The organism is Pseudomonas sp. PI1 (assembly GCF_000812405.1).
GTDB lineage: Bacteria > Pseudomonadota > Gammaproteobacteria > Pseudomonadales > Pseudomonadaceae > Pseudomonas > Pseudomonas citronellolis.
This window is the reverse complement of record NZ_JWMC01000002.1, coordinates 39,805-62,175: the sequence shown is the minus strand read 5'-3', so window position 1 is coordinate 62,175 and position 22,371 is coordinate 39,805. Positions and strand designations below refer to the sequence as shown.

Here is a 22,371-nt window from a genome sequence, read left to right as displayed (position 1 = left end):
ATGACGTGACCTACCCCGACCCCTACAGCCGCCCGGCGCCGGATCGATTCATCCGGCGCTGGCTCGTCATCACTGGCTGCATCGCCGCACTCATGCTGCTGTGGCAGTTCCTGCCCGCCATCGAAGCCTGGTTCAGTCCCCACGAAACGCAGGAGCGCACGGTGACGCCGCGCGGCGACCTGGCCGCCGACGAAAAAACCACCATCGAGCTGTTCGAGAAATCGCGCGGGTCGGTGGTTTACATCACCACGGCACAACTAGTGCGTGACGTCTGGTCGCGCAATGTCTTTTCCGTGCCGCGCGGCACCGGCTCCGGCTTCATCTGGGACGATGCCGGCCACGTGGTGACCAACTTCCACGTGATCCAGGGGGCATCGTCTGCCACGGTCAAACTGGCCGACGGTCGCGATTATCAGGCTGCGCTCGTTGGCGCCAGTCCTGCGCACGACATCGCGGTACTCAAGATTGGCGTCGGCTTCAAGCGCCCGCCGGCGGTGCCGGTGGGCACCAGTGCCGATCTCAAGGTGGGGCAAAAGGTCTTTGCCATTGGCAATCCCTTCGGGCTCGACTGGACGCTCACCACCGGCATCGTCTCGGCGCTTGACCGCACCCTTTCCGGCGACGCCAGTGGCCCGGCCATTGACCACCTGATCCAGACCGACGCCGCTATCAACCCCGGCAATTCCGGTGGCCCGCTGCTCGATTCGGCTGGGCGGCTGATCGGCATCAATACCGCCATCTACAGTCCGTCTGGCGCCTCGGCCGGCATCGGCTTTGCGGTGCCGGTCGATACCGTCATGCGCGTGGTGCCGCAACTCATAAAGACCGGCAAGTACATCCGTCCGGCGCTGGGCATCGAGGTGGATGAGCAGCTCAACGCGCGTCTGCAGGCGCTGACCGGCAGTAAGGGCGTATTCGTATTGCGCGTGACGCCGGGCTCGGCGGCGCACAGGGCCGGGCTCGTCGGCGTCGAGGTCACCGCAGGCGGCATCGTGCCCGGCGATCGCGTTATCAGCATCGACGGTATCGCCGTCGACGACGTCACCACATTACAGGCCCGGCTAGACGACAAGAACGTTGGAGATGTTGTGGTCTTGTTAGTGGAGCGGGCCGGCAAGACTCGCGAGATGCTTGTGGAACTACAACCGGGAGTTTGATGGAAAGTGGGTCATGGATCTGCACAGCGAAGCAGCCAAGCGACTTCAGCCTTGCGCCGAACTACGAGCCCTAGCTAGTGCAGTGGGGGGAAGGCTGTTTAGGTTAAATGGATATAAGGGAGTCATTTTTGATTGTGTTTTTAAAAGAAGGTGTTGATTTTTTTGGGTAAGCATTTAGGGCGTCCAAGGGTTGGAGCAGTTGGCACGGATGAGAGAGCTCAATGCTCGCTAGGGATTGGATCTATGTGTTTTTTCTGACTGACTGCTTACGTGTTGGAACGGGCAACATCGGAAAAGGATGAATCTTTATTCTCACCATTTACCGTATTTTTCGAGCCTGGGCGAAAATTAGGATGATACTTTAGCGCCCTTAATCATTCTCCCATGAAAGGCAAAACGATCCAGTCTCGGGTGTAAGTGCTCACAACATACTGATATAAAAGGGATTTTTTATGAATAGGAGAGCGCGCGACGTTTCTCTCTGTTTTTAGGGTTAGGATGAAACTTTATTTGCATACCACAGGCGGATAAGCATTTGTGGTTGTCCGCCGTTGGCCGTGCTTCCGAGGTATCCGGCGTGGCCGGTGAATCCAATCGCGGACGGAGTCCGCTCCTACGCCCGTGCTTCCTGGAACTGTAGGAGCGGACTCTGTCCGCGATTCGGCGGATGACGCCGTAGGCGTTATGCGCCCTACGCATTGTGGTTCAGGGAGCTTTGTGATTGCGCTTCACGCCGAACGGTCCCCTCTCCCGCTTGCGGGGGAGGGTTAGGGAGGGGGAGCGGAGTACAGGGTTGGCAATGGAGTGTCGGCGAAGTCCATAACCCTCTCCCCAGCCCTCGGCTGCGCGCCCCGCCCTGAAGGGAGAGGGGGCTGTCCTGAGCGGTGTGTCGGTCAGGCGTTATCCTTCTACGCCTAACCCCACCTCGTCATTCCCGCGAACGCGGGAACCCAGGTGCCTCGGCTTGGGTGTTTCTGCGCCGCTCCGAGTTTGCGGATATCTCTTGTTTCGCCCCCTCGGGCGAGTCCCTTTTGTCAAACGCCACAAAAGGAACCAAAAAGGCTTGCCCCGACATACGGGCCCGACAGAGTCGGGCTACCCTCGCGAATTCCCCCGCCACGGAGGCCCGCCCCGAGGGTACGTCCCTGTAGCCCGCGGGGCTCTTGCGACATCCATGTCGCATGACCTCCTGAGCGCGGGTTTCGCTCGGCCTTCTGAAGGGGCGTTCCGGTGCGCGCGGATGTTTCTCTGGAAGTCCAAAAGCCAGAGCGAACGCGCTTTTGCTTTTCGTAGGAGCGAGCTTGCTCGCGAACCGCCCGTCACTGGGTTCCCGTGTTCGCGGGAATGACGGGGTGGGCTTAGGCGTATCAGGCTGACTCCGAATTCCCCACCCCCTCGCCACCACCAACGGATAACCGAATCGTCATGCACGCCTCAGGCTCCCGTTAGGCCCCGCTGCTTAAGGTGAAGGCAGTTTCCACCACCACCGATGAGGTGACTGCCATGAACCTGTTCCGCCCTCTCCTGCTCGCCGGCCTGCTCGGCGTTTCGTCCCTGGCCCTGGCCGAGAGCGGGGGCGACCGTACCTTCGCGCGCATGGAGCAGAACCGCCTGGCGGCCATGGCCGCCGCGAACCCGCCGGCGCAGGCCGATGATTTCCGCCGCTATGAGTACGGCATGCGCCTGGACATCGCCCAGGTGCTGGAAGTGACGCCGGCCCGGGGCTGCGGCGTGGTGCCGGTGCGCATGCGCTACCTGGACTCCGACGGCGCCGAGCAGCGCCTGGAATACCGCGCCGAGCGCGTCAGCTGCAACCGCGGCAAGTGATCAGGCGGCCGCGTTGGGAAAGCGCAGGTGGAAGCGCGTCGGGCCTTCCGCAGCGCTGTCCACCGCGACGCTGCCGTTGTGCAGGCTCATGATCGAGCGGACGATGGCCAGGCCCAGGCCGGTGCCGCCCTCCTGGCGCGAGCGGCCGCCATCGGCGCGGTAGAAGCGCTCGAACAGGTGCGGTAGGTGCTGCGGCTCGATGCCGGGCCCGGGGTTGCTGACGCAGAGCGCCACGCCCTCCGCGCCGCTCTTGATGTCGATGTCGACCTGGCTGCCGGCCGGCGCGTGGCGGATGGCGTTGGACAGCAGGTTGGAGATCGCTCGCTGCACCATCAGGCGGTTGCCGTGGACCCAGGCATCGCCGGACAGCTCGATGTCCACCCCCTTCTCCTCGGCGGCATACAGGAACAGCTCCGCCACGCGGCAGGCCTCGGCCCCCAGCGAGAGGCGCTCGAAAGGCACCTGCGCCTGGTTGACCTGGGCCAGGAACAGCATGTCGCTGACGATGCGCGACAGCCGCTCCAGCTCCTCGACGCCCGAGGCCAGCACTGCCTGGTATTCCTCCAGCGGCCGCTCGCGGGACAGGGTGACCTGCGCCTTGCCCAGCAGGTTGCCGATGGGCGAGCGCAGCTCGTGGGCGAGGTCGTCTGAGAACTGCGTCAGCTGCTGCACGCCCTGGTCCAGGCGATGCAGCATGACGTTCAGCGCCTGGGCCGCCTCGCCCAGTTCCAGCGGCAGCTTCTCCACCGGGATGCGGTGGCTGAGGTCCTCGGTGGAAATGCGCGCGGCCACCTTGCGGAAGCGCTGCAGCGGCGACAGCCCGCGGTGCACCGCGTACCAGGCGCCCAGGCCCACCAGCAGCAGAAGGAAGGGCACGCCGGCCAGCACCGACTGGCGGAAGGCGCCGAGCAGCGCATCGTCGTTGCCGCGTTCGAGGGTCAGCAGGGCGCGCACGCTGGCGCCGTTGGCCATCGGCACCCGGCTGCCGATGCTGAGCAGGCGCCGGCCGGCGTCGTCGGTCCAGGCGTGGTACTGCGCTTCGCTGCCCGGTTGCAGGCTGTCCAGGGTGGCCAGCCGCTGTGGCTTGCCGGTGTCGAGCAGCGGTGCCTGGCCCTGGTCCGGGGCCAGCAGCGTCAGCTCCAGGTTGTCGTGGCCGGCCACCACGTCCAGCAGTTCGTGCGGCCCGCGCGCCAGGGCGCGGTCGTCCAGGCCGGCATCCAGGGCGTGGCGGACCTGGCCGAGCTTGTCGGCCAGCTCGTTGCGCGCGCGGCTCTGCAACTCGTGGTCGAGGGCCGTGTAGGCGAGCAGGGCGAACACCACCACCAGGCCGGCGCAGAGCAGGCCGATGCCCAGGGCCAGGCGGGTGGACAGGCTGGCCGGCTTCATTCGCGCGCCTCCAGCACGTAGCCGACGCCGCGCAGGGTGTGGATCAGCTTGCTGTCGAAGGGGTCGTCGACCTTCAGCCGCAGGCGGCGGATGGTGACTTCCACCACGTTGGTGTCGCAGTCGAAGTTCATGTCCCACACCAGGGAGATGATCTGGGTGCGCGTCAGCACCTCGCCGCTGCGGCTCATCAGCAGGTGCAGCAGGGCGAATTCCTTGGTGGTCAGGTCGATGCGCCGGCCGTCGCGGTAGGCGCGGTGGCGCGCCGGGTCCAGCTCCAGGCCGGCGATGCGCAGCACCGGCGGCGCGCTCACCCGCTCGCTGCGGCGCAGCAGGGTGCGCACCCGGGCGAGCAGCTCGGGGAACTCGAAGGGCTTCACCAGGTAGTCGTCGGCGCCCAGCTCCAGGCCGCGCACGCGCTCGGCCAGGCGGCCGCGGGCGGTGAGCAGCATGACCCGCGTGTCGCTCTCGCGGCGCAGTTGCTGCAGCACTTCCCAGCCATCCATCTGCGGCATGTTCACGTCGAGGATGACCAGGTCGTAGGTGCCCTGGCGGGCCAGGTGCAGGCCGTCCACGCCGTTGTCGGCGCGGTCCACCACGAAGCCGCTTTCGCTCAGGCCCTGGTGCAGGTAGTCGGCGGTCTTGGCTTCGTCCTCTACAACTAGGATTCGCATATGGGGAATGACCTTACTTATGAAGTCTGAAAATTCTGTACTTATCGAGCGTGCGAATTCCGGCTATGTAAGCAGGGAACTTTCCGATATTTAACTGGCCGGCGAGGCTAAGGGTTGTAGCCGCTTCAGGGTCAATGCCGCTGGCTCCCAAAGGATGTTTCCGGATATTGCCATTGCGGCGCATTAGTTGTTCCAAATCCTTGATAAGGCGGCTTTATCGGTGGTTTTCAGGGCCTGGTTCGGAGCGCCCTGGATAGCCGGATAAAGCCGATGCTAACGCAGGAAAATATGAACTTCGGTTGAATGACATATTTGTAATTGACGGGTCACCTTGCCGATAAAAGCAGGAAATTAACGTTGCGGCAGTGGGTGGAACTTCCCTGGAAGTTGCCGCCTGTCCATGGGGCGAAAACGCCGTCCCGGGCCGTTTCCTGAGGTGTGCCGTGTCCTACTTTCGTGGCCTGTTCCGCTGGCCGGCTGCGGGCCTGTGTCCGTGGCCGGCATCGTTGTCGCTGTTCCTGCTTCTGCTCGGCCTGCCGGGCGTGCCGGCCGAGGCCCGCGCCCTGGGCTTCGACGAGGCCCTGCGCACCGCGCTGGCGGCCAACCCCGAGCTGGCCGCCGTCGCCCGCGGCCGGGGCATCGCCGCGGGCGAGCGGCGCCAGGCGGCGCTGCTGCCGAACCCGAGCCTGTCCTGGGAGACCGAGGACACCCGCCGCGAGCGTTCCACCACCACCCTCGCCCTGACCCAGCCCCTGGAGCTGGGCGGCAAGCGCGGCGCGCGGGTGGCCGTGGCCGAACGCGGCGAGGCGATCGCCGAAATGGAGCTGGAAGTGCGCCGCAACACGCTGCGCGCCGAGGTGCTGGAGGCCTTCCAGGCTGCCTTGCAGGCCCAGGAACGCCTGCGCCTGGGCGAGGAGTCGGCAACCCTGGCCCGGCGGGCCCTGCGCGCCGCCGAGACACGGGTGCGCGCCGGCAAGTCGGCGCCGCTGGAGGCGACGCGGGCACAGGTGCAGCTGACCGAGGTGGAGCTGGAACTGCAGCGCGCGCGCATCGACCGTGACCAGGCCTACCGCGCCCTGGCCGGGCTCATGGGCGAGGCCGAGCCGGGCTTCGCCGAGGTGGCCGGCAACGCCGAGCTGCCGGCGCCGCCCCAGGCCGCGCAGTTGCTGCGGCGCCTGGAGCAGACCGCCGAGCTGCGCCTGGCGCTGCTCCAGGTCGACCAGCGCGAGGCCGCCATACAGCTGGCGCGGGCCGAGCGCGTGCCCAACCTCGACGTCACCCTGGGCAGCCAGTACGACCACGAGGCCCGCGAGCGGGTGAACCTGGTCGGGCTGTCCATGCCGCTGCCGCTGTTCGATCGCAACCAGGGCCGCCTGCTGGCCGAGGCGCGCAGGGCGGACCAGGCCCGCGACCTGCGCAACGCCACCGAGCTGCGCCTGCGCCGCGAGACGCAGCAGGCGCTGGACCTGTGGAGCACCGCGCAGCACGAGGCGCAAACCCTGCGCGACAGCCTGCTGCCGGCCGCGCGCCAGGCCCTGGACGCCGCCACCCGCGGCTTCGAGATGGGCAAGTTCGGCTTCCTCGAAGTGCTCGACGCCCAGCGCACCCTGCTCGCCGCGCGCGACCAGTACCTGCAGGCGCTGGCCCGCCTCGCCGAGGCGCGCGCTCGCACCGAGCGCATCTTCGGCGACCTGGCGCTGCGCTGATGGCCGGGCGCTCCCTGCGCGCCCGGCTGTCGTCGGCCCTGCTGCTGGCGGCGTTGCTGGCCACCAGCGGCCACCTTCCCTACCAGGCCTACGGCTCCGCCGCCGGGCACTGGTGCATCCATGCCCTGTTCCGCGCCCTGGGCGCGCTGTCGAGCCTGATCGGCGCCTGAGGCGCGGGGCCATCCGGGAGAGTCCATGAAGTCGAGAGAAATGAAGATCGCCGCCGCCGTGCTGTTCCTGCTGGCGCTGGGTGGCGCCGCCACGCTGTTGCCGGGCGGGGCCGCGCAGGCGCCGGAAGGGCATGGCGAGGCGGCCGCGCACCAGGATGGCGAACACCACGGCGAAAGCGCCGCCAAGGCCCATGGCGAGGCCGCTGGCCATGGCGACGACGAGCACCACGCCGAGACCGACGAGCATGGCGAGGAAGACGCCGGCCTGCGCCTGAGCGACGAGCAGTTGCGCGTAGCCGGCGTGGAGCTGGAGTACGCCGCGCCGGCCGAGCTGTCTGCGCGCCTGAGCCTGCCCGGCGAGATCGCCTTCGACGCCGACCGCACCGCGCACCTGGTGCCGCGCGTGGCCGGGGTGGTGCAGCAGGTGGCGGCCGAACTGGGCCAGGCGGTGAAGCGCGGCGAGCTGCTGGCGGTGATCGCCAGCCCGCAGCTGTCGGACCTGCGCAGCGAACTGGCGGCGGCGCAGCGGCGCCTCGAACTGGCGCGGGTGACCTACGAGCGCGAGCGCCAGCTGTGGCAGGAGAAGGTCTCCGCCGAGCAGGACTACCTGCAGGCGCGCCAGGCCCGGCAGGAAGCCGAGATCGCCCTGGCCAACGCCCGGCAGAAGCTCGGCGCCCTGGGCGCCGGCGGCGGCGACCGCTACGAGCTGCGCGCGCCCTTCGACGGCGTGGTGGTGGAGAAGCACCTGGTGCGCGGCGAGGTGGTGGACGAGAACACCGCCGCCTTCACCCTTTCCGACCTGTCGCGGGTCTGGGCCACCTTCGCCGTGGCGCCGCGCGACCTGGCCTGGGTGCAGTTGGGCAAGGCGGCGCAGGTCGAGGCCGTGGACCTGGGCATGAGCGCCGAGGGCCGCGTCGCCCAGGTCGGCAACCTGCTGGGCGAGCAGTCGCGCATGGCCAGCGCCCGGGTGGTGGTGGAGAACCCCGGCGGCGCCTGGCGGCCGGGCCTGCCGGTGCAGGTGACGCTGGCCGGCGCGCCGCGCGCGGCGGCGGTCAGCGTGGCGGAGGCGGCCATCCAGCGGGTGGAGGAGCAGGACGTGGTGTTCGTCCGCCGCGACGGCGTCTTCGTCGCCCAGCCGGTGCGCCTGGGCGCGCGCGGCCAGGGCCGGGTGGAGGTGCTGCAGGGCCTGGCCGCCGGCGAGCAGGTCGCCGCCGCCGGCAGCTTCGTCCTCAAGTCGGAGCTGGGCAAGGCCAGCGCCGAGCACGCCCACTGACCGCGAGAGCCCCCCATGTTCGAACGCATCATCCGTTTCGCCATCGAGCAGCGCTACCTGGTGCTGCTCGCCGTGCTGGGCATGGCCGCCCTCGGCGTGGCCAGCTACCAGAAGCTGCCGATCGACGCGGTGCCCGACATCACCAACGTCCAGGTGCAGATCAACACCGCCGCCCCCGGCTACTCGCCGCTGGAGACCGAGCAGCGCATCACCTACCCCATCGAGACCGCCATGGCCGGCCTGCCGGGCCTGCAGCAGACGCGTTCGATCTCGCGCTCGGGGCTGTCGCAGGTGACGGCGATCTTCGCCGACGGCACCGACATCTACTTCGCCCGGCAGCTGGTCAACGAGCGCCTGCAGCAGGCCCGCGAGCAGCTGCCCGAGGGCGCCGAGGCGGCGCTGGGGCCGATCTCCACCGGCCTGGGCGAGATCTTCCTGTGGACCATCGAGGCCGCCGAGGATGCGCGCAAGGAGGACGGCACGCCCTACACGCCCACCGACCTGCGGGTGATCCAGGACTGGATCGTCAAGCCGCAGCTGCGCAACGTGCCCGGCGTGGCCGAGATCAACACCATCGGCGGCCAGGCCCGGCAGTACCAGGTGGCGCCCGACCTGCAGCGCCTGGCCGCGCACCGCCTGACCCTGGCCGACCTGCTGGCGGCGCTGGAGCGCAACAACGGCAACGTCGGCGCCGGCTACATCGAGCGCAACGGCGAGCAGCTGCTGGTGCGCGCGCCGGGGCAGCTCTCCGGCCTGGAAGACATCGGCAACGTGCTGGTGGCCAACCTGGAAGGCACGCCGATCCGCGTGCGCGACGTGGCGCAGGTGCAGATCGGCCGCGAACTGCGCAGCGGCGCGGCCACCGAGAACGGCCGCGAGGTGGTGCTGGGCACGGTGTTCATGCTGATCGGCGAGAACAGCCGCAGCGTCGCCGCCGCCGTGGCCGAGCGCCTGGAACAGGTCAACCGCAGCCTGCCGGCGGGGGTGCGCGCGGTGCCGGTGTACGACCGCACGCAACTGGTGGACAAGGCCATCGCCACGGTGAAGAAGAACCTGGTGGAGGGCGCGGTGCTGGTCATCGCCGTGCTCTTCCTGTTCCTCGGCAACCTGCGCGCGGCGCTGATCACCGCCATGGTCATCCCGCTGGCGATGCTGTTCACCTTCAGCGGCATGTTCGCCAACCGCGTCAGCGCCAACCTGATGAGCCTGGGCGCGCTGGACTTCGGCATCATCGTCGACGGCGCGGTGGTCATCGTCGAGAACGCCATCCGCCGCCTGGCCCACGCCCAGCAGCACCACGGCCGCCTGCTGACGCGCAGCGAGCGCCTGCATGAAGTATTCGCCGCCTCGAAGGAGGCGCGCCGCGCGCTGATCTTCGGCCAACTGATCATCATGGTGGTGTACCTGCCGATCTTCGCCCTCACCGGCGTGGAAGGGAAAATGTTCCACCCCATGGCCTTCACCGTGGTCATCGCGCTGTTCGGCGCCATGCTGCTGTCGGTGACCTTCGTGCCGGCGGCCATCGCGCTGTTCGTCAGCGGCCGCGTGCGCGAGGAGGAGAACTGGCTGATGCGCGGCGCGCGGCGCGGCTATGAGCCGGTGCTGGGCTGGGTGATGGGCCACCGCGCGCGGGTGTTCGCCGGCGCCGCGCTGCTGGTGCTGGGCGCGGGCCTGCTGGCCACGCGCATGGGCAGCGAGTTCGTGCCCAGCCTCAGCGAGGGCGACTTCGCCCTGCAGGCGCTGCGCGTGCCGGGCACCAGCCTGACGCAGTCGGTGGAGCTGCAGGAGCGCCTGGAGCGCCACATCCTCGCCAGGGTGCCGGAGGTGCAGCGGGTGTTCGCCCGCACCGGCACCGCCGAGATCGCCTCCGACCCCATGCCGCCGAACATTTCCGACAGCTACCTGATGCTGCGCCCGCAGCAGGACTGGCCGGACCCGCGCAAGCCGCGCGCGCAGCTGGTGGAGGAAATCCAGCGCGCCGCCGCCGAGGTGCCGGGGAGCAACTACGAGCTGTCGCAGCCGATCCAGCTGCGCTTCAACGAGCTGATCTCCGGGGTGCGCAGCGACGTGGCGGTGAAGGTCTTCGGCGACGACATGGTGGTACTGGAACAGACCGCCGGGAAGATCGCCGAGGCCCTGCGCCAGGTGCCCGGCGCCTCCGAGGTGAAGGTCGAGCAGACCGGCGGCCTGCCGGTGCTGACCGTCGACATCGACCGCGACCGGGCGGCGCGCTTCGGCCTGGCGGTGGGCGACGTGCAGGACTTCGTCGCCATCGCGGTGGGCGGGCGTCAGGCCGGCACGCTGTTCGAGGGCGACCGCCGCTTCGACCTGCTGGTGCGCCTGCCCGAGGCGCAGCGTAGCGACATCGACGGCCTGTCGCGCCTGCTGCTGCCGTTGCCGGCCGGCGCCGACGGGCGCATCGCCTTCATCCCGCTCGGCCAGGTGGCGCAACTGCAATTGCTGCAGGGGCCGAACCAGGTCAGCCGGGAGAACGGCAAGCGCCTGGTGGTGGTCAGCGCCAACGTGCGCGGCCGCGACATCGGCTCCTTCGTCGCCGAGGCCGAACGGCGCCTGGCCAGCGAAGTGCAGGTGCCGGCCGGCTACTGGACCGCCTGGGGCGGCCAGTTCGAGCAGCTGCAATCGGCGGCCAGGCGCCTGCAGGTGGTGGTGCCGGTGGCGCTGCTGCTGGTCTTCGTGCTGCTGTTCATGATGTTCGGCAACGTCCGCGACGGCCTGCTGGTGTTCACCGGCATCCCCTTCGCCCTCACCGGCGGGGTGGCGGCGCTGTGGCTGCGCGACATCCCGCTGTCGATCTCCGCCGGGGTGGGCTTCATCGCCCTGTCCGGAGTGGCGGTGCTCAACGGCCTGGTGATGCTCGCCTTCATCCGCAACCTGCGCGAGGCGGGTCGCGGCCTGGACGCGGCCATCCACGAGGGCGCCCTGACGCGCCTGCGCCCGGTGCTGATGACGGCGCTGGTGGCCTCGCTGGGCTTCGTGCCCATGGCGCTGGCCACAGGTACCGGCGCCGAGGTGCAACGGCCGCTGGCTACGGTGGTGATCGGGGGCATTCTCTCCAGCACTGCGCTCACGCTGCTGGTGTTGCCGGCGCTGTATCGCTGGGCGCACAGGCGCGATGAGGTGGGCTGAGCAGGGACGTAAAAAAAGGCGCCCGCGGGGGGCGCCTCAGGGGCCATCCCTCACCAAAGGAGCTTTCGCTGCCGGGACGGCCGTCAGTTCACACGAGTGGGGCTGACGGGGGGTATTGGAACCTGTGGCTGGTAACAGGATGCTGAGGTGGGGATGACGATTTTGATAGGGAGGGGTTGGGCTTTTGTGTAGGAGCGAGCTTGCTCGCGAACGGAGTTCCCCGGTTGCAACGGAGCCTTGGATTGACTCCGTTCCCTCTCCCCAGCCCTCTCCCTGAAGGGAGAGGGGGCTAGTTCGTGCCGAGAGGCGGTGTGGTTTCATCCTGATACCCGTGTAGTAGCCGGCTAACGCCGAAATACCCGAGCACACCGAACGGTCCCCTCTCCCTTCAGGGAGAGGGTTAGGGAGAGGGCGCTCTTCAGGCCAGGCACCGAAGCCACCGGGAAACCGGGTTCGCGAGCAAGCTCGCTTCTACGCAAAAGCCAAACCACCCCCGCAAACGAAAAAGGCCCCGCAGGGGCCTTTCTCCACACCCGAACCTCAAAGCACCCGCAACGGGTACTCCACTATCAGCCGCACCTCATCCAGGTCCGACTCGAAGGCCGTGGCCCGGGTCGTCGCCTGGCGCAGGCGGAAGGACAGGTCCTTCAGGCTGCCGTTCTGCACCACGTACTTCGCCTCGACGTCGCGCTCCCAGCGCTTCTGGTCGGTCAATGGATCGCCGTTCCCGTCGCGGCGCATGTAGACCGCGTTGGCGTGGCTGTAGTCGGCGTCGCTGCCGCGGGCGTAGCGGGTCATGAAGCTCAGGCCGGGGATGCCGTAGGCCTGCATGTCGAGGTCGTAGCGGAGCATCCAGGAGCGCTCCTTCGGCGAGTTGAAGTCGGTGTACTGGATGGAATTGTCCAGATAGATCGAGTCCGACTGGCGCAGATAGTCGAAGTCGTTATTGCCGTTGTTGCGCTGGTGGCTCAGGGCCAGGGTGTGGGCGCCGAAGCGCACGCCGAGCTTGCCGCTCCAGATGTTGGTGTTGAACTCGCCGAGCAGCTCGCGGCCGCCGTCGTCCACCGACTTGTAGTAGGTGAAGCCGCCGATCAGGTCCAGGCCGTCGGCCAGTGGATAGGTCGCCGAAGTGGCCGCGTAGTACTGCTTCCAGGCGTCCTTCAGGCGACTGCCGTAGAGGCTCACGCTGACCTGTTCGGTGAGCGCGTAGTCGCCGCCCAGGTAGGCGACCCAGGGGGCGTCGACGGGGCCTGCGTAGAAGGTCGAGAAGCCTTCGCTCATCTTGCGCTCGTTGGGCTGGCTCATCGAATGCAGGCGCCCGGCCTGCAGGTCCAGGCCGTCGATGCTGGCGTTGTTCAGGGTCACGCCGCGGAAGGATTCGGGCAGCAGGCGCGAGTCGCCGTAGTGCACCACCGGCGTCTGCGGGAACACGTCGCCGATCCTCACCTCGGTGTCGAACAGGCGCAGCCTGGCGGCGCCGCCGGCCTTGGCGTATTCGTCCTGGGTGCGGCCCCGGGCGTCCACCGGCAGCACGTCGAACGAACTGTGCCCGCCGTTGCGGCCGTCGCCGCTGTCCAGCTGGATGCCGAGCATGGCGAAGGCGTCGACGCCGAAGCCCACCGTGCCCCGGGTGTAGCCGGACTGGTAGCGGGCGAAGAGGCCCTGGGCCCAGGCCTCGGAGTAGCCGTTGCCCTTGGGGCTGGACTGGCCGTGGCGGTCGTCGCGGTTGAAGTAGAAGTTGCGGTTGAGGATGTCCAGGCGCTGGCCTTCGAGGAAGCCTTCGGCGCTCTCCTCGGCGCCGGCCAGGGGGCTGGCCAGCCCGGCGGCGAGCAGGGAGAGGGCCAGGGGGATGTGCCGCTGTGTCATCGATCGCTCCATGGGGTGTTGGGCGGCTGCCGGAGAGGCGCCGCATCGTTGTTGTGCACCCGCAGCGGCTGGGAGCCGCGCGCAGGCAGGCTCCATCCTGATGACGGCGGAATGACGCGGAGATGAGGCGGACATGACAATTCCGTCAGCCGGCGAACGGCGGACGAAGACGGGAGCGACTACGGAGGATGGGGAAGGCGGGGGGACCATTATCCCCCCGGTGCCTGCGCGTCCGGGGGTGTGGACGGGGCACCGAGGCTTTGCGGCAGGAGCCGCCCTGCGAGGGGAAGGTAATCGACCTTGTCTTGTGGACAAGGTCGGACCCTGCGGCCCACCGAGGGGTACCTGACAAGTAGTCCCGGCAGGCACGCGTGGGTGGCGAAACGATAGAAGCTGGCCTTGTGCCGGTCAATCGGAAATGCCGAACGGACGTTCGATATTCGCCCTTTCGATGGTTGGCACCCCGTCGATCGGCAGGATTTATCGTTAGCTGGCTATCGGCAGGGGGCTATACTCCTGTAACAGATTGTGTCGGCAAGCTGCCCGAGTGCGGCCTGCCGCACCTCGTCCGGTGGCGAAAGGGACGGCCGCCGTACAACGCCAACAACAGTGTCATCGACGAGAGAACCCGCATGAACGCACCCGTACCGCATTACTCCGCCGAAGAACGCGCCCGACGCATCTTCGCCATTGTCGGCGCCTCCTCCGGCAACCTGGTGGAGTGGTTCGACTTCTACGTCTACGCCTTCACTGCCATCTACTTCGCCCACGCCTTCTTCCCCTCGGGCAACCCCACGGTGCAGCTGCTCAACACCGCCGGGGTGTTCGCCGCCGGCTTCCTGATGCGCCCCATCGGCGGCTGGATGTTCGGCCGCATCGCCGACAAGAAGGGCCGCAAGACGGCGATGATGATCTCGGTGCTGATGATGTGCGGCGGCTCCCTGGCCATCGCCGTGATGCCCACCTACGAGACCATCGGCGTGCTGGCGCCGGCGGCGCTGCTGCTGGCGCGGCTGTTCCAGGGCCTGTCGGTGGGCGGCGAGTACGGCACCAGCGCCACCTACATGAGCGAGGTGGCGCTCAAGGGCCAGCGCGGCTTCTTCGCCTCCTTCCAGTACGTGACGCTGATCGGCGGCCAGCTGCTGGCGGTGCTGGTGGTGGTGATCCTGCAGCAGCTGCTGAGCACCGAGGAGCTGCGCGCCTGGGGCTGGCGGATTCCCTTCGTGGTCGGCGCCATCACCGCGGTGATCGCCTTCTACCTGCGCCGTTCGCTGAGCGAGACGGCCAAGGACGAGAACCTGCACCGCGCGGAGTCCGGCACCCTCACCGAGCTGTTCGCCCACCACAAGCGCGCCTTCTTCACCGTGCTCGGCTTCACCGCCGGCGGCTCGCTGATCTTCTACACCTTCACCACCTACATGCAGAAGTACCTGGTCAACACCGTGGGCATGGACGCCAAGGTGGCCAGCGGCGTGATGACCTTCGCGCTGTTCGTCTACATGTGCATGCAGCCGCTGTTCGGCGCCCTCTCCGACCGCATCGGGCGCAAGACCTCGATGCTCTGGTTCGGCCTGCTGGGCATGCTCTGCACCTGGCCGATCCTCTCCGCGCTCAAGACCACCACCAGCCCCTACATGGCCTTCGTGCTGATCATCGCGGCCATGGCCATCGTCAGCCTGTACACCTCCATCAGCGGGCTGATCAAGGCCGAGATGTTCCCGCCGCAGATCCGCGCCCTGGGCGTGGGCCTGTCCTACGCGGTGGGCAACGCCATCTTCGGCGGCTCGGCGGAATACGCGGCCCTGGGCCTGAAGAGCCTCGGCGTGGAGTCGTACTTCTACATCTACGTCTCGGTGATGTGCGGCGTGGCGCTGGTGGTCTGCCTGCTGCTGCCGGACCTGCGCAAGGTCAGCTACCTCAACGACGAGGACTGACGGTACGCGGGCGGTGGAGGCTCAGTCCTCCACCTTGCCGCGCAGGCGGCTGTTGGGCAGCGCCAGGGCGATGAGCAGCGCCAGCACGCCGACGCCGGCGTTGACCAGGAACAGCCGGCGGAACACTTCGTCCAGCAGCAGGCGGCGGTCCTCGTGGCCGGGGCCGGCGAGGCTGGCGAGCAGTTCGTTGGCGGAGATGCCGTGGCCGAAGCCCTGCCCGGCCGCCAGCGGCTGCAGCATGGCCAGGAGGATCGCCGACATCAGGGCGACGCCCACCGCTCCACCGAGGGAGCGGAACAGCGTGGTGTTGCTGGTGGCGACGCCCAGGTGGCTATGCGATACGGCGCTCTGCGCGGCCACCAGGCTGGTGGGGAACTGGGTGCCGGCGGCGGTGCCGCACAGCAGCATGAACAGCCCCGACAGCCAGAAGCTGGACGGCGTGACCAGGGCCAGGCCGGCCACCGCGCAGGGCAGCAGCAGCGCGCCGGCGACTATCTGCGGCTTGTAGCGGCCCAGGATGGTGGTCAGGCGCCCGCAGCAGTAGGCGCCGATCGGCACGCCCATGGCCAGCGGCAGCATGTGCAGCGCGGCGCTGTCGGCGCCGGCGCCGGTCACCGACTGGAAGCGCAGCGGCACCAGCACCGACAGCGAGATGATCTGGAAGCTGGCGAAGAAGCCGACCATCCAGCTCAGCGTCGCCGCGCGGATGGCGAACAGCTGCATGGGCACCAGCGGCTCGGCGGCGCGGCGCTCCTGCAGGACGAACAGCACCAGCAGCACCAGGGCCGCGGCGAACAGCCCGAGCAGCTGCGCATCGCGCCAGTCGGCGCCCTGGCCGACGTCGGTGATGGCCAGCAGCAGGCTGCCCAGGCCTGCGATCATCAGCAGCGTGCCCAGGTAGTCGATGCGCGGCCGCCGCCCCGGCACCGGCAGGCCCACCAGGGTGCGCCGCGACACCGCGAAGGCCACCAGGCCCACCGGCAGGTTGATCAGGAACACCCAGCGCCAGGACAGGTACTCGGTGAGCAGCCCGCCCAGCACGGGGCCGGCGATGCTCGCCACCGCGTACATGCTGCTGAAGTAGCCCTGGTAGCGGCCGCGTTCGCGCGGCGGGACTATGTCGCCGATGATCGCCTGGCTCACCGACATCAGCCCGCCGGCGCCCACGCCCTGCAGCACCCGCGCCAGCACCAGCTGCTCCATGCTCTGGGCCAGGCCGCAGAGCAGCGAGGCGAAGGTGAACAGCGCGGTGGCGAAGAGCATCAGCCGGCGCCGCCCGTAGAGGTCGCCGAGCTTGCCGTAGATGGGCATGGAGATGGTCATGGCGACCATGTAGCCGGAGATCACCCAGGCCAGCAGGTCGAAGTTGGCGAAGCCGGCGGAGATGGCGGGCAGCGAGACGGCAACGATGGTCTGGTCGAGCGCGCCGAGGAAGATCGCCAGCATCAGCCCGATGAGGATGGTGCGCACCGGCGGACGCGGGTGGCTCAGGGTATTCAAGCAACCCCCTTGAGGACGAGCGAATTTATTGGGACGGGATGGATGCTTAGCAGTCTAACGGATTGTGCCTGCGGCGCGCTGCCGCACTTTTGCAATCCGGTAAAGGCTCTATCTCGATATGGACACGCTGACTGTCAGAAATCTCCTGCTACGCTTTTGCAGCGCTCCGTTCGCACCTGCCGCCGAATCCACCGATAGACGAAGGGCGGGAACACCCATAGGCGAAGGCTATGAGGGTCCTGTTCTATAGTTTTTCTGTTCGTGACCAGGAGGAATGCATGAAAGCCAACCTGCCCTCTGAGTTGCTGTCCCTGCAATTGCCGTTGCGCATCCGCATCGGCGATGCCCAGGCCTTCGACCTCGGCCCGGACCCGCAGGTGACGCTGATCGTCCGCGATCCGACGCTGCTGGCCGAGATCACCCAGCCCAGCCTGGACGCCCTCGGCCGCGCCTACGTCGAAAAGCGCATGGATATCGAGGGGCCGATCGGCGACGTCATCGCCATGGGCGATGCCCTGAGCGAGGCCCTGGGCGTCGACGACGGGCCCGCCGACTTCGTCCGCGAAAGCCACGACAAGCGCACCGACGCCGAAGCCATCCACTACCACTACGACCTCTCCAACGACTTCTACAAGCTCTGGCTGGACCCGGAGATGGTCTATTCCTGCGCCTACTACGAGACCGGCGCGGAAGACCTGGCCACCGCCCAGCTGGCCAAGCTGCGCCACCTGTGCCGCAAGCTGCGCCTGAAGCCCGGCGAGCGCCTGCTCGACGTCGGCTGCGGCTGGGGCGGCCTGGCCCGCCTGGCGGCGCGCGAATTCGGCGCCGAGGTCTACGGCATCACCCTGAGCGAAGAGCAGCTCAAGCTCGGCCGCGAACGGGTCAAGGCCGAGGGCCTGGAAGGCAAGGTGAGGCTGGAGCTGCTGGACTACCGCGACCTGCCCCGCGACGGCCGTTTCGACAAGGTGGTCAGCGTGGGCATGTTCGAGCACGTCGGCCACGCCAACCTGGGCCTCTACTTCCAGCAGCTGTACGACGCGGTGCGCCCGGGCGGGCTGGTGATGAACCACGGCATCACCGCCAAGTACACCGACGGCCGCCCGGTGGGCCGCGGCGCCGGCGACTTCATCGACCGCTACGTGTTCCCCCACGGCGAGCTGCCGCACTTGTCCCTGGCGGTGTCGCGCATGAGCGAGGCGGGCCTGGAAGTGGTCGACGTCGAGGGCCTGCGCCTGCACTACGCGCGCACCCTGGACTTCTGGAGCGCCAGCCTGGAAGCGAAACTGGCCGAGGCCGCCAAGCTGGTGCCGGAGCAGGCACTGCGCATCTGGCGCCTGTACCTGGCCGGTTGCGCCTATGGCTTCAAGAAGGGCTGGATCAACCTGCACCAGATCCTGGCGAGCAAGCCGCACGCGGACGGCAGCCACGAGGTGCCGTGGAGCCGGGGGGATATCTACGCCTGAGGCCTACCCTGTAGGAGCGGGCCCTGCCCGCGATTCGCGCGCAGGGCGCGCTCCTACATGGGCACGGTGTTGGGGGCATCTCGTAGGAGCGGATCTCATCCGCGAATCGCGCCGGAACCTCCGGCTATCGCGGACAAGGTCCGCTCCTACAGGCTCCGGCAAACACAACGCCCGTAGGATGGTGTTGAGCGAAGCGATACCCATCGCCATCACTGCCGGATGGGTTCGGTGCGCACCCCGAAGAGCGCCCTCTCCCTAACCCTCTCCCTGAAGGGCGAGGGGACCGTTCGGAGTGTGCTGATGTTTCGGTGTTAGCCGGCTTGTACCGAGCACCCGGCTAATACCAAATCCTTTCTCGGCACGGACAAGCCCCCTCTCCCTTCAGGGAGAGGGTTGGGGAGAGGGGCGGAGTCAATCCATCGCGCCAGAACCACCGGGAGCCCGGGTTCTAACATCCTCTGGCACAATACGCCCCCTCCAGCCCCCGCCCGGATGCCCTCCCGTGCCCACCCTCCAGGAACTCCCCCTCACCCAAGCCCCCTGGCCCCTGCTCCTGCTCGCCGACCCCAGCCGCGAGCAGATCGAACGCTACCTTCCGCAATCGCGCCTGCTGGCGCTGGTCGAAGGCGAGACAGTCCGCGGCGTGCTGGCGCTGACGCCGGTGAGCTGGGGCGTGCTGGAAGTCACCAATCTCGCCGTGGACGAGGCCTGGCAGGGGCGTGGGCTGGGCAAGCGCCTGCTGGCCGCGGCCATCGACGCGGCGCGGGCGGCCGGGGCGTTGCGGCTGGACATCGCCACCGGCAATTCCAGCCTGGCGCAGCTGGGGCTCTACCAGCGCATGGGCTTTCGCATCTGCGCCGTGGAGAGCGACTACTTCAGCCTCAACTACCCCGAGCCCATCGTCGAGAACGGCATCCCCTGCCGCGACCGCCTGCGCCTGAGCCTGGTGCTCTAGTCGGCCAGCGCCTGGTACAGGGTGTCGACGTTGCTGCGGTACAGGCCCAGGTAGGTGCTGGCCGGGCCTTCGCTGGCCAGGGCGTCCGAGTGCAGGGTGCCGCCGATCTTCGCGCCGCTTTCCTCGGCGATCCGCTGCATCAGCCGCGGGTCCTTGATGTTCTCCACGAAGACCGCGCGGATGTGCTGCTCGCGGATCTGTCGGATCAGCTCGGCGACTTCCGTGGCCGAGGCCTCGCGCTCGGTGGACAGGCCCTGGGGCGCCAGCAGCTTCAGGCCGTAGGCCTGGCCGAGGTAGCCGAAGGCGTCGTGGGAGGTGACCAGGGTGCGGCGGTCGGTGGGCAGGTTGCCGAGCTTGTCCTTGGCGTAGGCGAGCAACGCGTGGGCCTGCTTCAGGTAGGCCTCGGCGTTGCGCCGGTAGTCGGCGGCATTGGCCGGGTCGAGCTTCTCCAGCGCCTTGGCGATGTTGTCGACGTAGATGTCGGCGTTGGCCAGGTTGTTCCAGGCGTGCGGGTCGGGGATGGTCTGGCCGTCCTCCTCCAGGCTGCGCGGGATCACGCCGTGGCTGGCCTGGATCACCTGCGCGCGGGTCTCGGTGCTCTTCACCAGGCGGTCGAGCCAGGGTTCGAAGCCCAGGCCGTTCTCCACCACCAGCTGCGCCTGGCGCACGGCGCGGGCATCGTCCGGGGTGGTCTCGTAGGTGTGGGCGTCGCTGTCGGGGCCGACCAGATTGTTCAGCTGGATGTGCTCGCCGCCGACCGCGCGGGTCATGTCGGCGAGGATGCTGAAGCTGGTCACCACGCGCGGCTTCTCGGCGGCGGGCAGCGACAGGGGCAGGCAGAACGCGAACAGCAGCAGAAGGGCGCGCATGGCGGGTTTCCTTGGGTGAGTGGTCATTGCGGGATGGGCAGCAGGCCGCGGCGCAACAGGCCGTGCACCGGGCCGAACAGCACGGAGAACAGGTAGAACAGGCCGGCAAGCAGGACGATGGCCGGCCCGCTGGGCAGCGACCAGGCGTAGGACGCCGCCAGGCCCAGCCACACCGAGAGCGCGCCGATGCCCGCGGCCAGGGCCAGCAGCGCCGGCAGGCGGCGGCTCCAGAAGCGCGCGGCGGCGGCCGGCAACATCATCAGGCCGACCATCATCAGCGCGCCCAGGGCCTGGAAGCCGATCACCAGGTTGAGTACCACCAGGCCGAGGAACAGCCCGTGGGTGAAGGGTCCGAGGCGGCTGACGCTGCGCAGGAACAGCGGGTCGAGGCTGTCCAGCAGCAGGCTGCGGTAGATCAGCGCGAGCACGCCGAGGCTGAGCGCGGCCACGCCGAGCATGCCCAGCAGGGTCGTGCGGTCCACCGCCAGGGCCGAGCCGAACAGCAGCTCCAGCAGGTTCAGGCGCTTGCCGGCCAGGCCCAGCAGGAGCACGCCGCTGGCCAGGGAGATGGGGTAGACCGCGGCCAGGCTGGCGTCCTCGCGCAGCCCGGTGTGGCGCGTCACCCAGGCCGCCAGGCCGGCCACCGCCAGGCCCGCGCCGAGGCCGCCGAGGGTCAGCGCCGGCAGCGACAGCCCGGCCAGCCAGAAGCCGATGGCGGCGCCGGGGAGGATGCCGTGGGCGATGGCGTCGCCGATCAGGCTCATGCGCCGCAGGATCAGGAACACCCCCAGGGGCGCCGCGCTTGACGCCAGGACCACGCCGCCGAGCAGCGCGCGGCGCATGAAGGCGAATTCGACGAAGGGCTGCCACAGCGTGTGCAGGACCATCACGCCACCCGCGCCAGGCAGCGGCTGGCGATCAGCTCGCGGCTGTTGCCGTAGCGGCAACCCTCGGCGGCCACGCGCAGGCAGTCGGGCACCCGCTCGCGCACCGCGCCCAGGTCGTGGCAGACCAATAGCAGGGTGCGACCTTCGCGGTGCCAGGCGTCGATGTGCTGCCAGAGCAGCGCCTGGCCGGCTTCGTCGAGGCAGGCGTCGGGCTCGTCGAGCAGCAGCAGCGGGCTGTCCAGCAGGCTCAGGCGGGCCAGCAGGGCGCGCTGCAGCTGGCCGCCGGAGAGCGCCGCCAGCGGGCGCTGCTCCAGGCCGTCCAGCTGCCAGTCGGCCAGCGCCCGGCGCAGCTTCTCACGACGCTCGGCGGTGCTCAGGCGGCTGTTCCAGAAGCCGGCGCCGACCAGCTCGCCGAGGCCGATGGGGAATTGCCGGTCGAGGGCCTGCTGCTGCACCAGATAGCCGATCTCCCGCGGCCGCAGCTGGACGCGCACGCGCCCGGCCAGGGGCTTCTGCAGCCCGGCGATGACCTTCAGCAGGCTGCTCTTGCCGCAGCCGTTGGCGCCGACGATGGCGGTCAGGCTGCCGGCGCCCAGATCGAGGTTCAGCGGCGGCGTCAGCGGCAGGCGCGGCGGCCCCCACTGCAGGGCCTGGCAATGGATCATGGGGCCTCCCTGCGCCACTGGCTGCGGGCCACGGCGTCGTGGGCGTGGAGGCTTTCGGCGTGGACCACGCTCAGCGCGAAGGCCTCCAGTTCCCCGCGTTGCGCCAGGGCGCGGTGCAGGCGGCGGGCGGCGTCTTCGCAGAACATCAGGTTCTGCCCATTGGCCAGGGCAAAGGCCTGCTCGTCGGCGCGCTTCACCGCGGTCTGTACGGCGGTGCCCAGGGCGGCCTCGGCGCAGTCGAGCAGCTCGCGCAGCGGCAGGCCGTCCAGGCCCTCGCGCAGGTGCAGGTGCAGGTCGGCGAAGCTGCGCTGGCTGTGGGGCGTGGCGACTATGCCGGCGCTGCTGCCGAGCCAGGTGTGGACTTCCTGGTGGCTGGGCGAGCGGTCGGCGAAATCCTCGGCGAAGCGCTGCTGGATCAGCTGGCGCGCCAGGGCCGCCGAGCAGGGGCAGGTGGAGGAATAGGCCAGGCGCAGGCGTAGCTCCAGGCGCAGGCCCTGGTCGTCCAGGCGTGCGTGGACCTCGCAGGGGTACTGCTTCCAGCCGCTGAGCGGGCTGACCAGCGCCGGGCGGCTGAGCAGGGCGTCGAAGGCCAGGCGCAGGCTGGCGCGGCGCGACAGGCCGGCGTGGCTGGCGAGGAAGTCGTCGAGCACTTCGCGCAACAGCTGCGGGCCCAGCTCGGCCTGCTCCAGGCGGGCCAGGGCCAGGTACAGGCGCGACATGTGGATGCCGCGGGCGGCGGCTGCGTCCAGGCTGACGCCGGCATCGGCCAGCGCGTTGAGGCGTTCGCCGTGCAGGCGCAGCGGCAGGGCGATGCCCTGCATGCCGACCCAGTCCAGGGCGAGGGTGTCGGACGCGGCCTGGCTGGCGACGTCGGGGAGAAAGGCGGTCATGGGAA

At 68.8% G+C, this 22,371-nt stretch carries 17 protein-coding genes; 9 read left to right on the top strand and 8 right to left on the bottom strand.

Annotation, left to right across the window (positions count from 1 at the left end; all coding sequences use genetic code 11):
• The first annotated feature begins 5 nt into the window (after nt 1–5).
• The gene (locus RN02_RS00330; RefSeq protein WP_003116645.1) at nt 6–1,157 is read left to right on the top strand and encodes a S1C family serine protease; all 1,152 of its coding nucleotides are present in this window, start codon (nt 6–8) and stop codon (nt 1,155–1,157) included.
• Nucleotides 1,158–2,660: 1,503 nt separating this feature from the next.
• Complete coding sequence (locus tag RN02_RS00325; RefSeq protein WP_009614585.1) at nt 2,661–2,984, top strand: co-regulatory protein PtrA N-terminal domain-containing protein; 324 nt, start codon at nt 2,661–2,663, stop codon at nt 2,982–2,984.
• Here the strand turns inward: RN02_RS00325 and RN02_RS00320 are convergent, their stop codons facing one another.
• Both RN02_RS00320 and RN02_RS00315 read right to left on the bottom strand, forming a co-directional pair.
• Entirely contained in the window at nt 2,985–4,370 is a 1,386-nt protein-coding gene (locus RN02_RS00320; protein WP_043312525.1) for a heavy metal sensor histidine kinase, read from the bottom strand.
• Nucleotides 4,367–5,041: a heavy metal response regulator transcription factor gene (locus tag RN02_RS00315; RefSeq protein WP_043270052.1), complete on the bottom strand. Its 675-nt coding sequence runs from the start codon at nt 5,039–5,041 to the stop codon at nt 4,367–4,369. The genes RN02_RS00320 and RN02_RS00315 overlap by 4 nt, the downstream gene beginning before the upstream one ends.
• Nucleotides 5,042–5,526: 485 nt before the next feature.
• Here RN02_RS00315 and RN02_RS00310 point away from each other — a divergent pair, with 485 nt between their 5' ends.
• From RN02_RS00310 to RN02_RS00300, 4 genes are read left to right on the top strand one after another with little or no spacing between them, the layout of a single operon-like run.
• A complete protein-coding gene (locus RN02_RS00310) occupies nt 5,527–6,747 on the top strand; it encodes a TolC family protein (protein WP_043312568.1) in 1,221 nt (406 codons plus the stop codon).
• Nucleotides 6,747–6,917 (top strand): hypothetical protein, encoded by a 171-nt coding sequence (locus RN02_RS33650; RefSeq protein WP_161796232.1) that lies wholly within the window; start codon nt 6,747–6,749, stop codon nt 6,915–6,917. Before RN02_RS00310 ends, RN02_RS33650 begins: the two co-directional genes overlap by 1 nt.
• Before the next feature lie 25 nt (nt 6,918–6,942).
• A complete protein-coding gene (locus RN02_RS00305) occupies nt 6,943–8,190 on the top strand; it encodes an efflux RND transporter periplasmic adaptor subunit (protein WP_043312523.1) in 1,248 nt (415 codons plus the stop codon).
• A gap of 15 nt (nt 8,191–8,205) precedes the next feature.
• Entirely contained in the window at nt 8,206–11,337 is a 3,132-nt protein-coding gene (locus tag RN02_RS00300; RefSeq protein ID WP_043312522.1) for a CusA/CzcA family heavy metal efflux RND transporter, read from the top strand.
• A 540-nt stretch (nt 11,338–11,877) separates the two neighbouring features.
• Here RN02_RS00300 and RN02_RS00295 read toward each other — a convergent pair.
• Nucleotides 11,878–13,203, bottom strand: a complete 1,326-nt coding sequence (locus tag RN02_RS00295) for an OprD family porin (RefSeq protein ID WP_043312521.1) — start codon at nt 13,201–13,203, stop codon at nt 11,878–11,880.
• Nucleotides 13,204–13,835: 632 nt separating this feature from the next.
• On the opposite strand from RN02_RS00295, the gene RN02_RS00290 reads away from it, so the two are divergent.
• Nucleotides 13,836–15,137, top strand: a complete 1,302-nt coding sequence (locus RN02_RS00290) for an MFS family transporter (protein WP_043312520.1) — start codon at nt 13,836–13,838, stop codon at nt 15,135–15,137.
• A gap of 21 nt (nt 15,138–15,158) precedes the next feature.
• On the opposite strand, the gene RN02_RS00285 is transcribed toward RN02_RS00290, so the two are convergent.
• The gene (locus RN02_RS00285) at nt 15,159–16,637 is read right to left on the bottom strand and encodes an MDR family MFS transporter (RefSeq protein ID WP_009614612.1); all 1,479 of its coding nucleotides are present in this window, start codon (nt 16,635–16,637) and stop codon (nt 15,159–15,161) included.
• Between the two features lie 278 nt (nt 16,638–16,915).
• Between RN02_RS00285 and cfaB the strand changes: the two genes are divergently transcribed.
• Complete coding sequence (gene cfaB, locus RN02_RS00280; RefSeq protein WP_043312519.1) at nt 16,916–18,100, top strand: C17 cyclopropane fatty acid synthase CfaB; 1,185 nt, start codon at nt 16,916–16,918, stop codon at nt 18,098–18,100.
• 502 nt (nt 18,101–18,602) lie between these two features.
• Nucleotides 18,603–19,055 carry a GNAT family N-acetyltransferase gene (locus tag RN02_RS00275; protein ID WP_043312518.1) on the top strand — a complete coding sequence of 151 codons (453 nt, stop codon included), beginning with the start codon at nt 18,603–18,605 and terminating at the stop codon, nt 19,053–19,055.
• Here RN02_RS00275 and RN02_RS00270 read toward each other — a convergent pair.
• From RN02_RS00270 to folE2, 4 genes are read right to left on the bottom strand one after another with little or no spacing between them, the layout of a single operon-like run.
• A complete protein-coding gene (locus RN02_RS00270; RefSeq protein WP_043312517.1) occupies nt 19,052–19,924 on the bottom strand; it encodes a metal ABC transporter substrate-binding protein in 873 nt (290 codons plus the stop codon). The genes RN02_RS00275 and RN02_RS00270 overlap by 4 nt on opposite strands.
• Before the next feature lie 23 nt (nt 19,925–19,947).
• Entirely contained in the window at nt 19,948–20,811 is an 864-nt protein-coding gene (locus tag RN02_RS00265; RefSeq protein ID WP_043312516.1) for a metal ABC transporter permease, read from the bottom strand.
• Nucleotides 20,811–21,476, bottom strand: a complete 666-nt coding sequence (locus RN02_RS00260) for an ATP-binding cassette domain-containing protein (RefSeq protein WP_043312515.1) — start codon at nt 21,474–21,476, stop codon at nt 20,811–20,813. Before RN02_RS00260 ends, RN02_RS00265 begins: the two co-directional genes overlap by 1 nt.
• Nucleotides 21,473–22,366 (bottom strand): GTP cyclohydrolase FolE2, encoded by an 894-nt coding sequence (gene folE2 / locus RN02_RS00255; RefSeq protein WP_043312514.1) that lies wholly within the window; start codon nt 22,364–22,366, stop codon nt 21,473–21,475. The genes RN02_RS00260 and folE2 overlap by 4 nt, the downstream gene beginning before the upstream one ends.
• Nucleotides 22,367–22,371: the final 5 nt, after the last annotated feature.

What these genes read in the sequence shown, in the direction of transcription:
- RN02_RS00265 (WP_043312516.1), bottom strand. Translation starts at nt 20,811, where the DNA reads ATGGTCCTGCACACGCTGTGGCAGCCCTTCGTCGAATTCGCCTTCATG.
- RN02_RS00270 (WP_043312517.1), bottom strand. Translation starts at nt 19,924, where the DNA reads ATGCGCGCCCTTCTGCTGCTGTTCGCGTTCTGCCTGCCCCTGTCGCTG.
- RN02_RS00260 (WP_043312515.1), bottom strand. Translation starts at nt 21,476, where the DNA reads ATGATCCATTGCCAGGCCCTGCAGTGGGGGCCGCCGCGCCTGCCGCTG.
- RN02_RS00315 (WP_043270052.1), bottom strand. Translation starts at nt 5,041, where the DNA reads ATGCGAATCCTAGTTGTAGAGGACGAAGCCAAGACCGCCGACTACCTG.
- RN02_RS00295 (WP_043312521.1), bottom strand. Translation starts at nt 13,203, where the DNA reads ATGACACAGCGGCACATCCCCCTGGCCCTCTCCCTGCTCGCCGCCGGG.
- RN02_RS00290 (WP_043312520.1), top strand. Translation starts at nt 13,836, where the DNA reads ATGAACGCACCCGTACCGCATTACTCCGCCGAAGAACGCGCCCGACGC.
- RN02_RS33650 (WP_161796232.1), top strand. Translation starts at nt 6,747, where the DNA reads ATGGCCGGGCGCTCCCTGCGCGCCCGGCTGTCGTCGGCCCTGCTGCTG.
- RN02_RS00325 (WP_009614585.1), top strand. Translation starts at nt 2,661, where the DNA reads ATGAACCTGTTCCGCCCTCTCCTGCTCGCCGGCCTGCTCGGCGTTTCG.
- folE2 (WP_043312514.1), bottom strand. Translation starts at nt 22,366, where the DNA reads ATGACCGCCTTTCTCCCCGACGTCGCCAGCCAGGCCGCGTCCGACACC.
- cfaB (WP_043312519.1), top strand. Translation starts at nt 16,916, where the DNA reads ATGAAAGCCAACCTGCCCTCTGAGTTGCTGTCCCTGCAATTGCCGTTG.
- RN02_RS00300 (WP_043312522.1), top strand. Translation starts at nt 8,206, where the DNA reads ATGTTCGAACGCATCATCCGTTTCGCCATCGAGCAGCGCTACCTGGTG.
- RN02_RS00320 (WP_043312525.1), bottom strand. Translation starts at nt 4,370, where the DNA reads ATGAAGCCGGCCAGCCTGTCCACCCGCCTGGCCCTGGGCATCGGCCTG.
- RN02_RS00305 (WP_043312523.1), top strand. Translation starts at nt 6,943, where the DNA reads ATGAAGTCGAGAGAAATGAAGATCGCCGCCGCCGTGCTGTTCCTGCTG.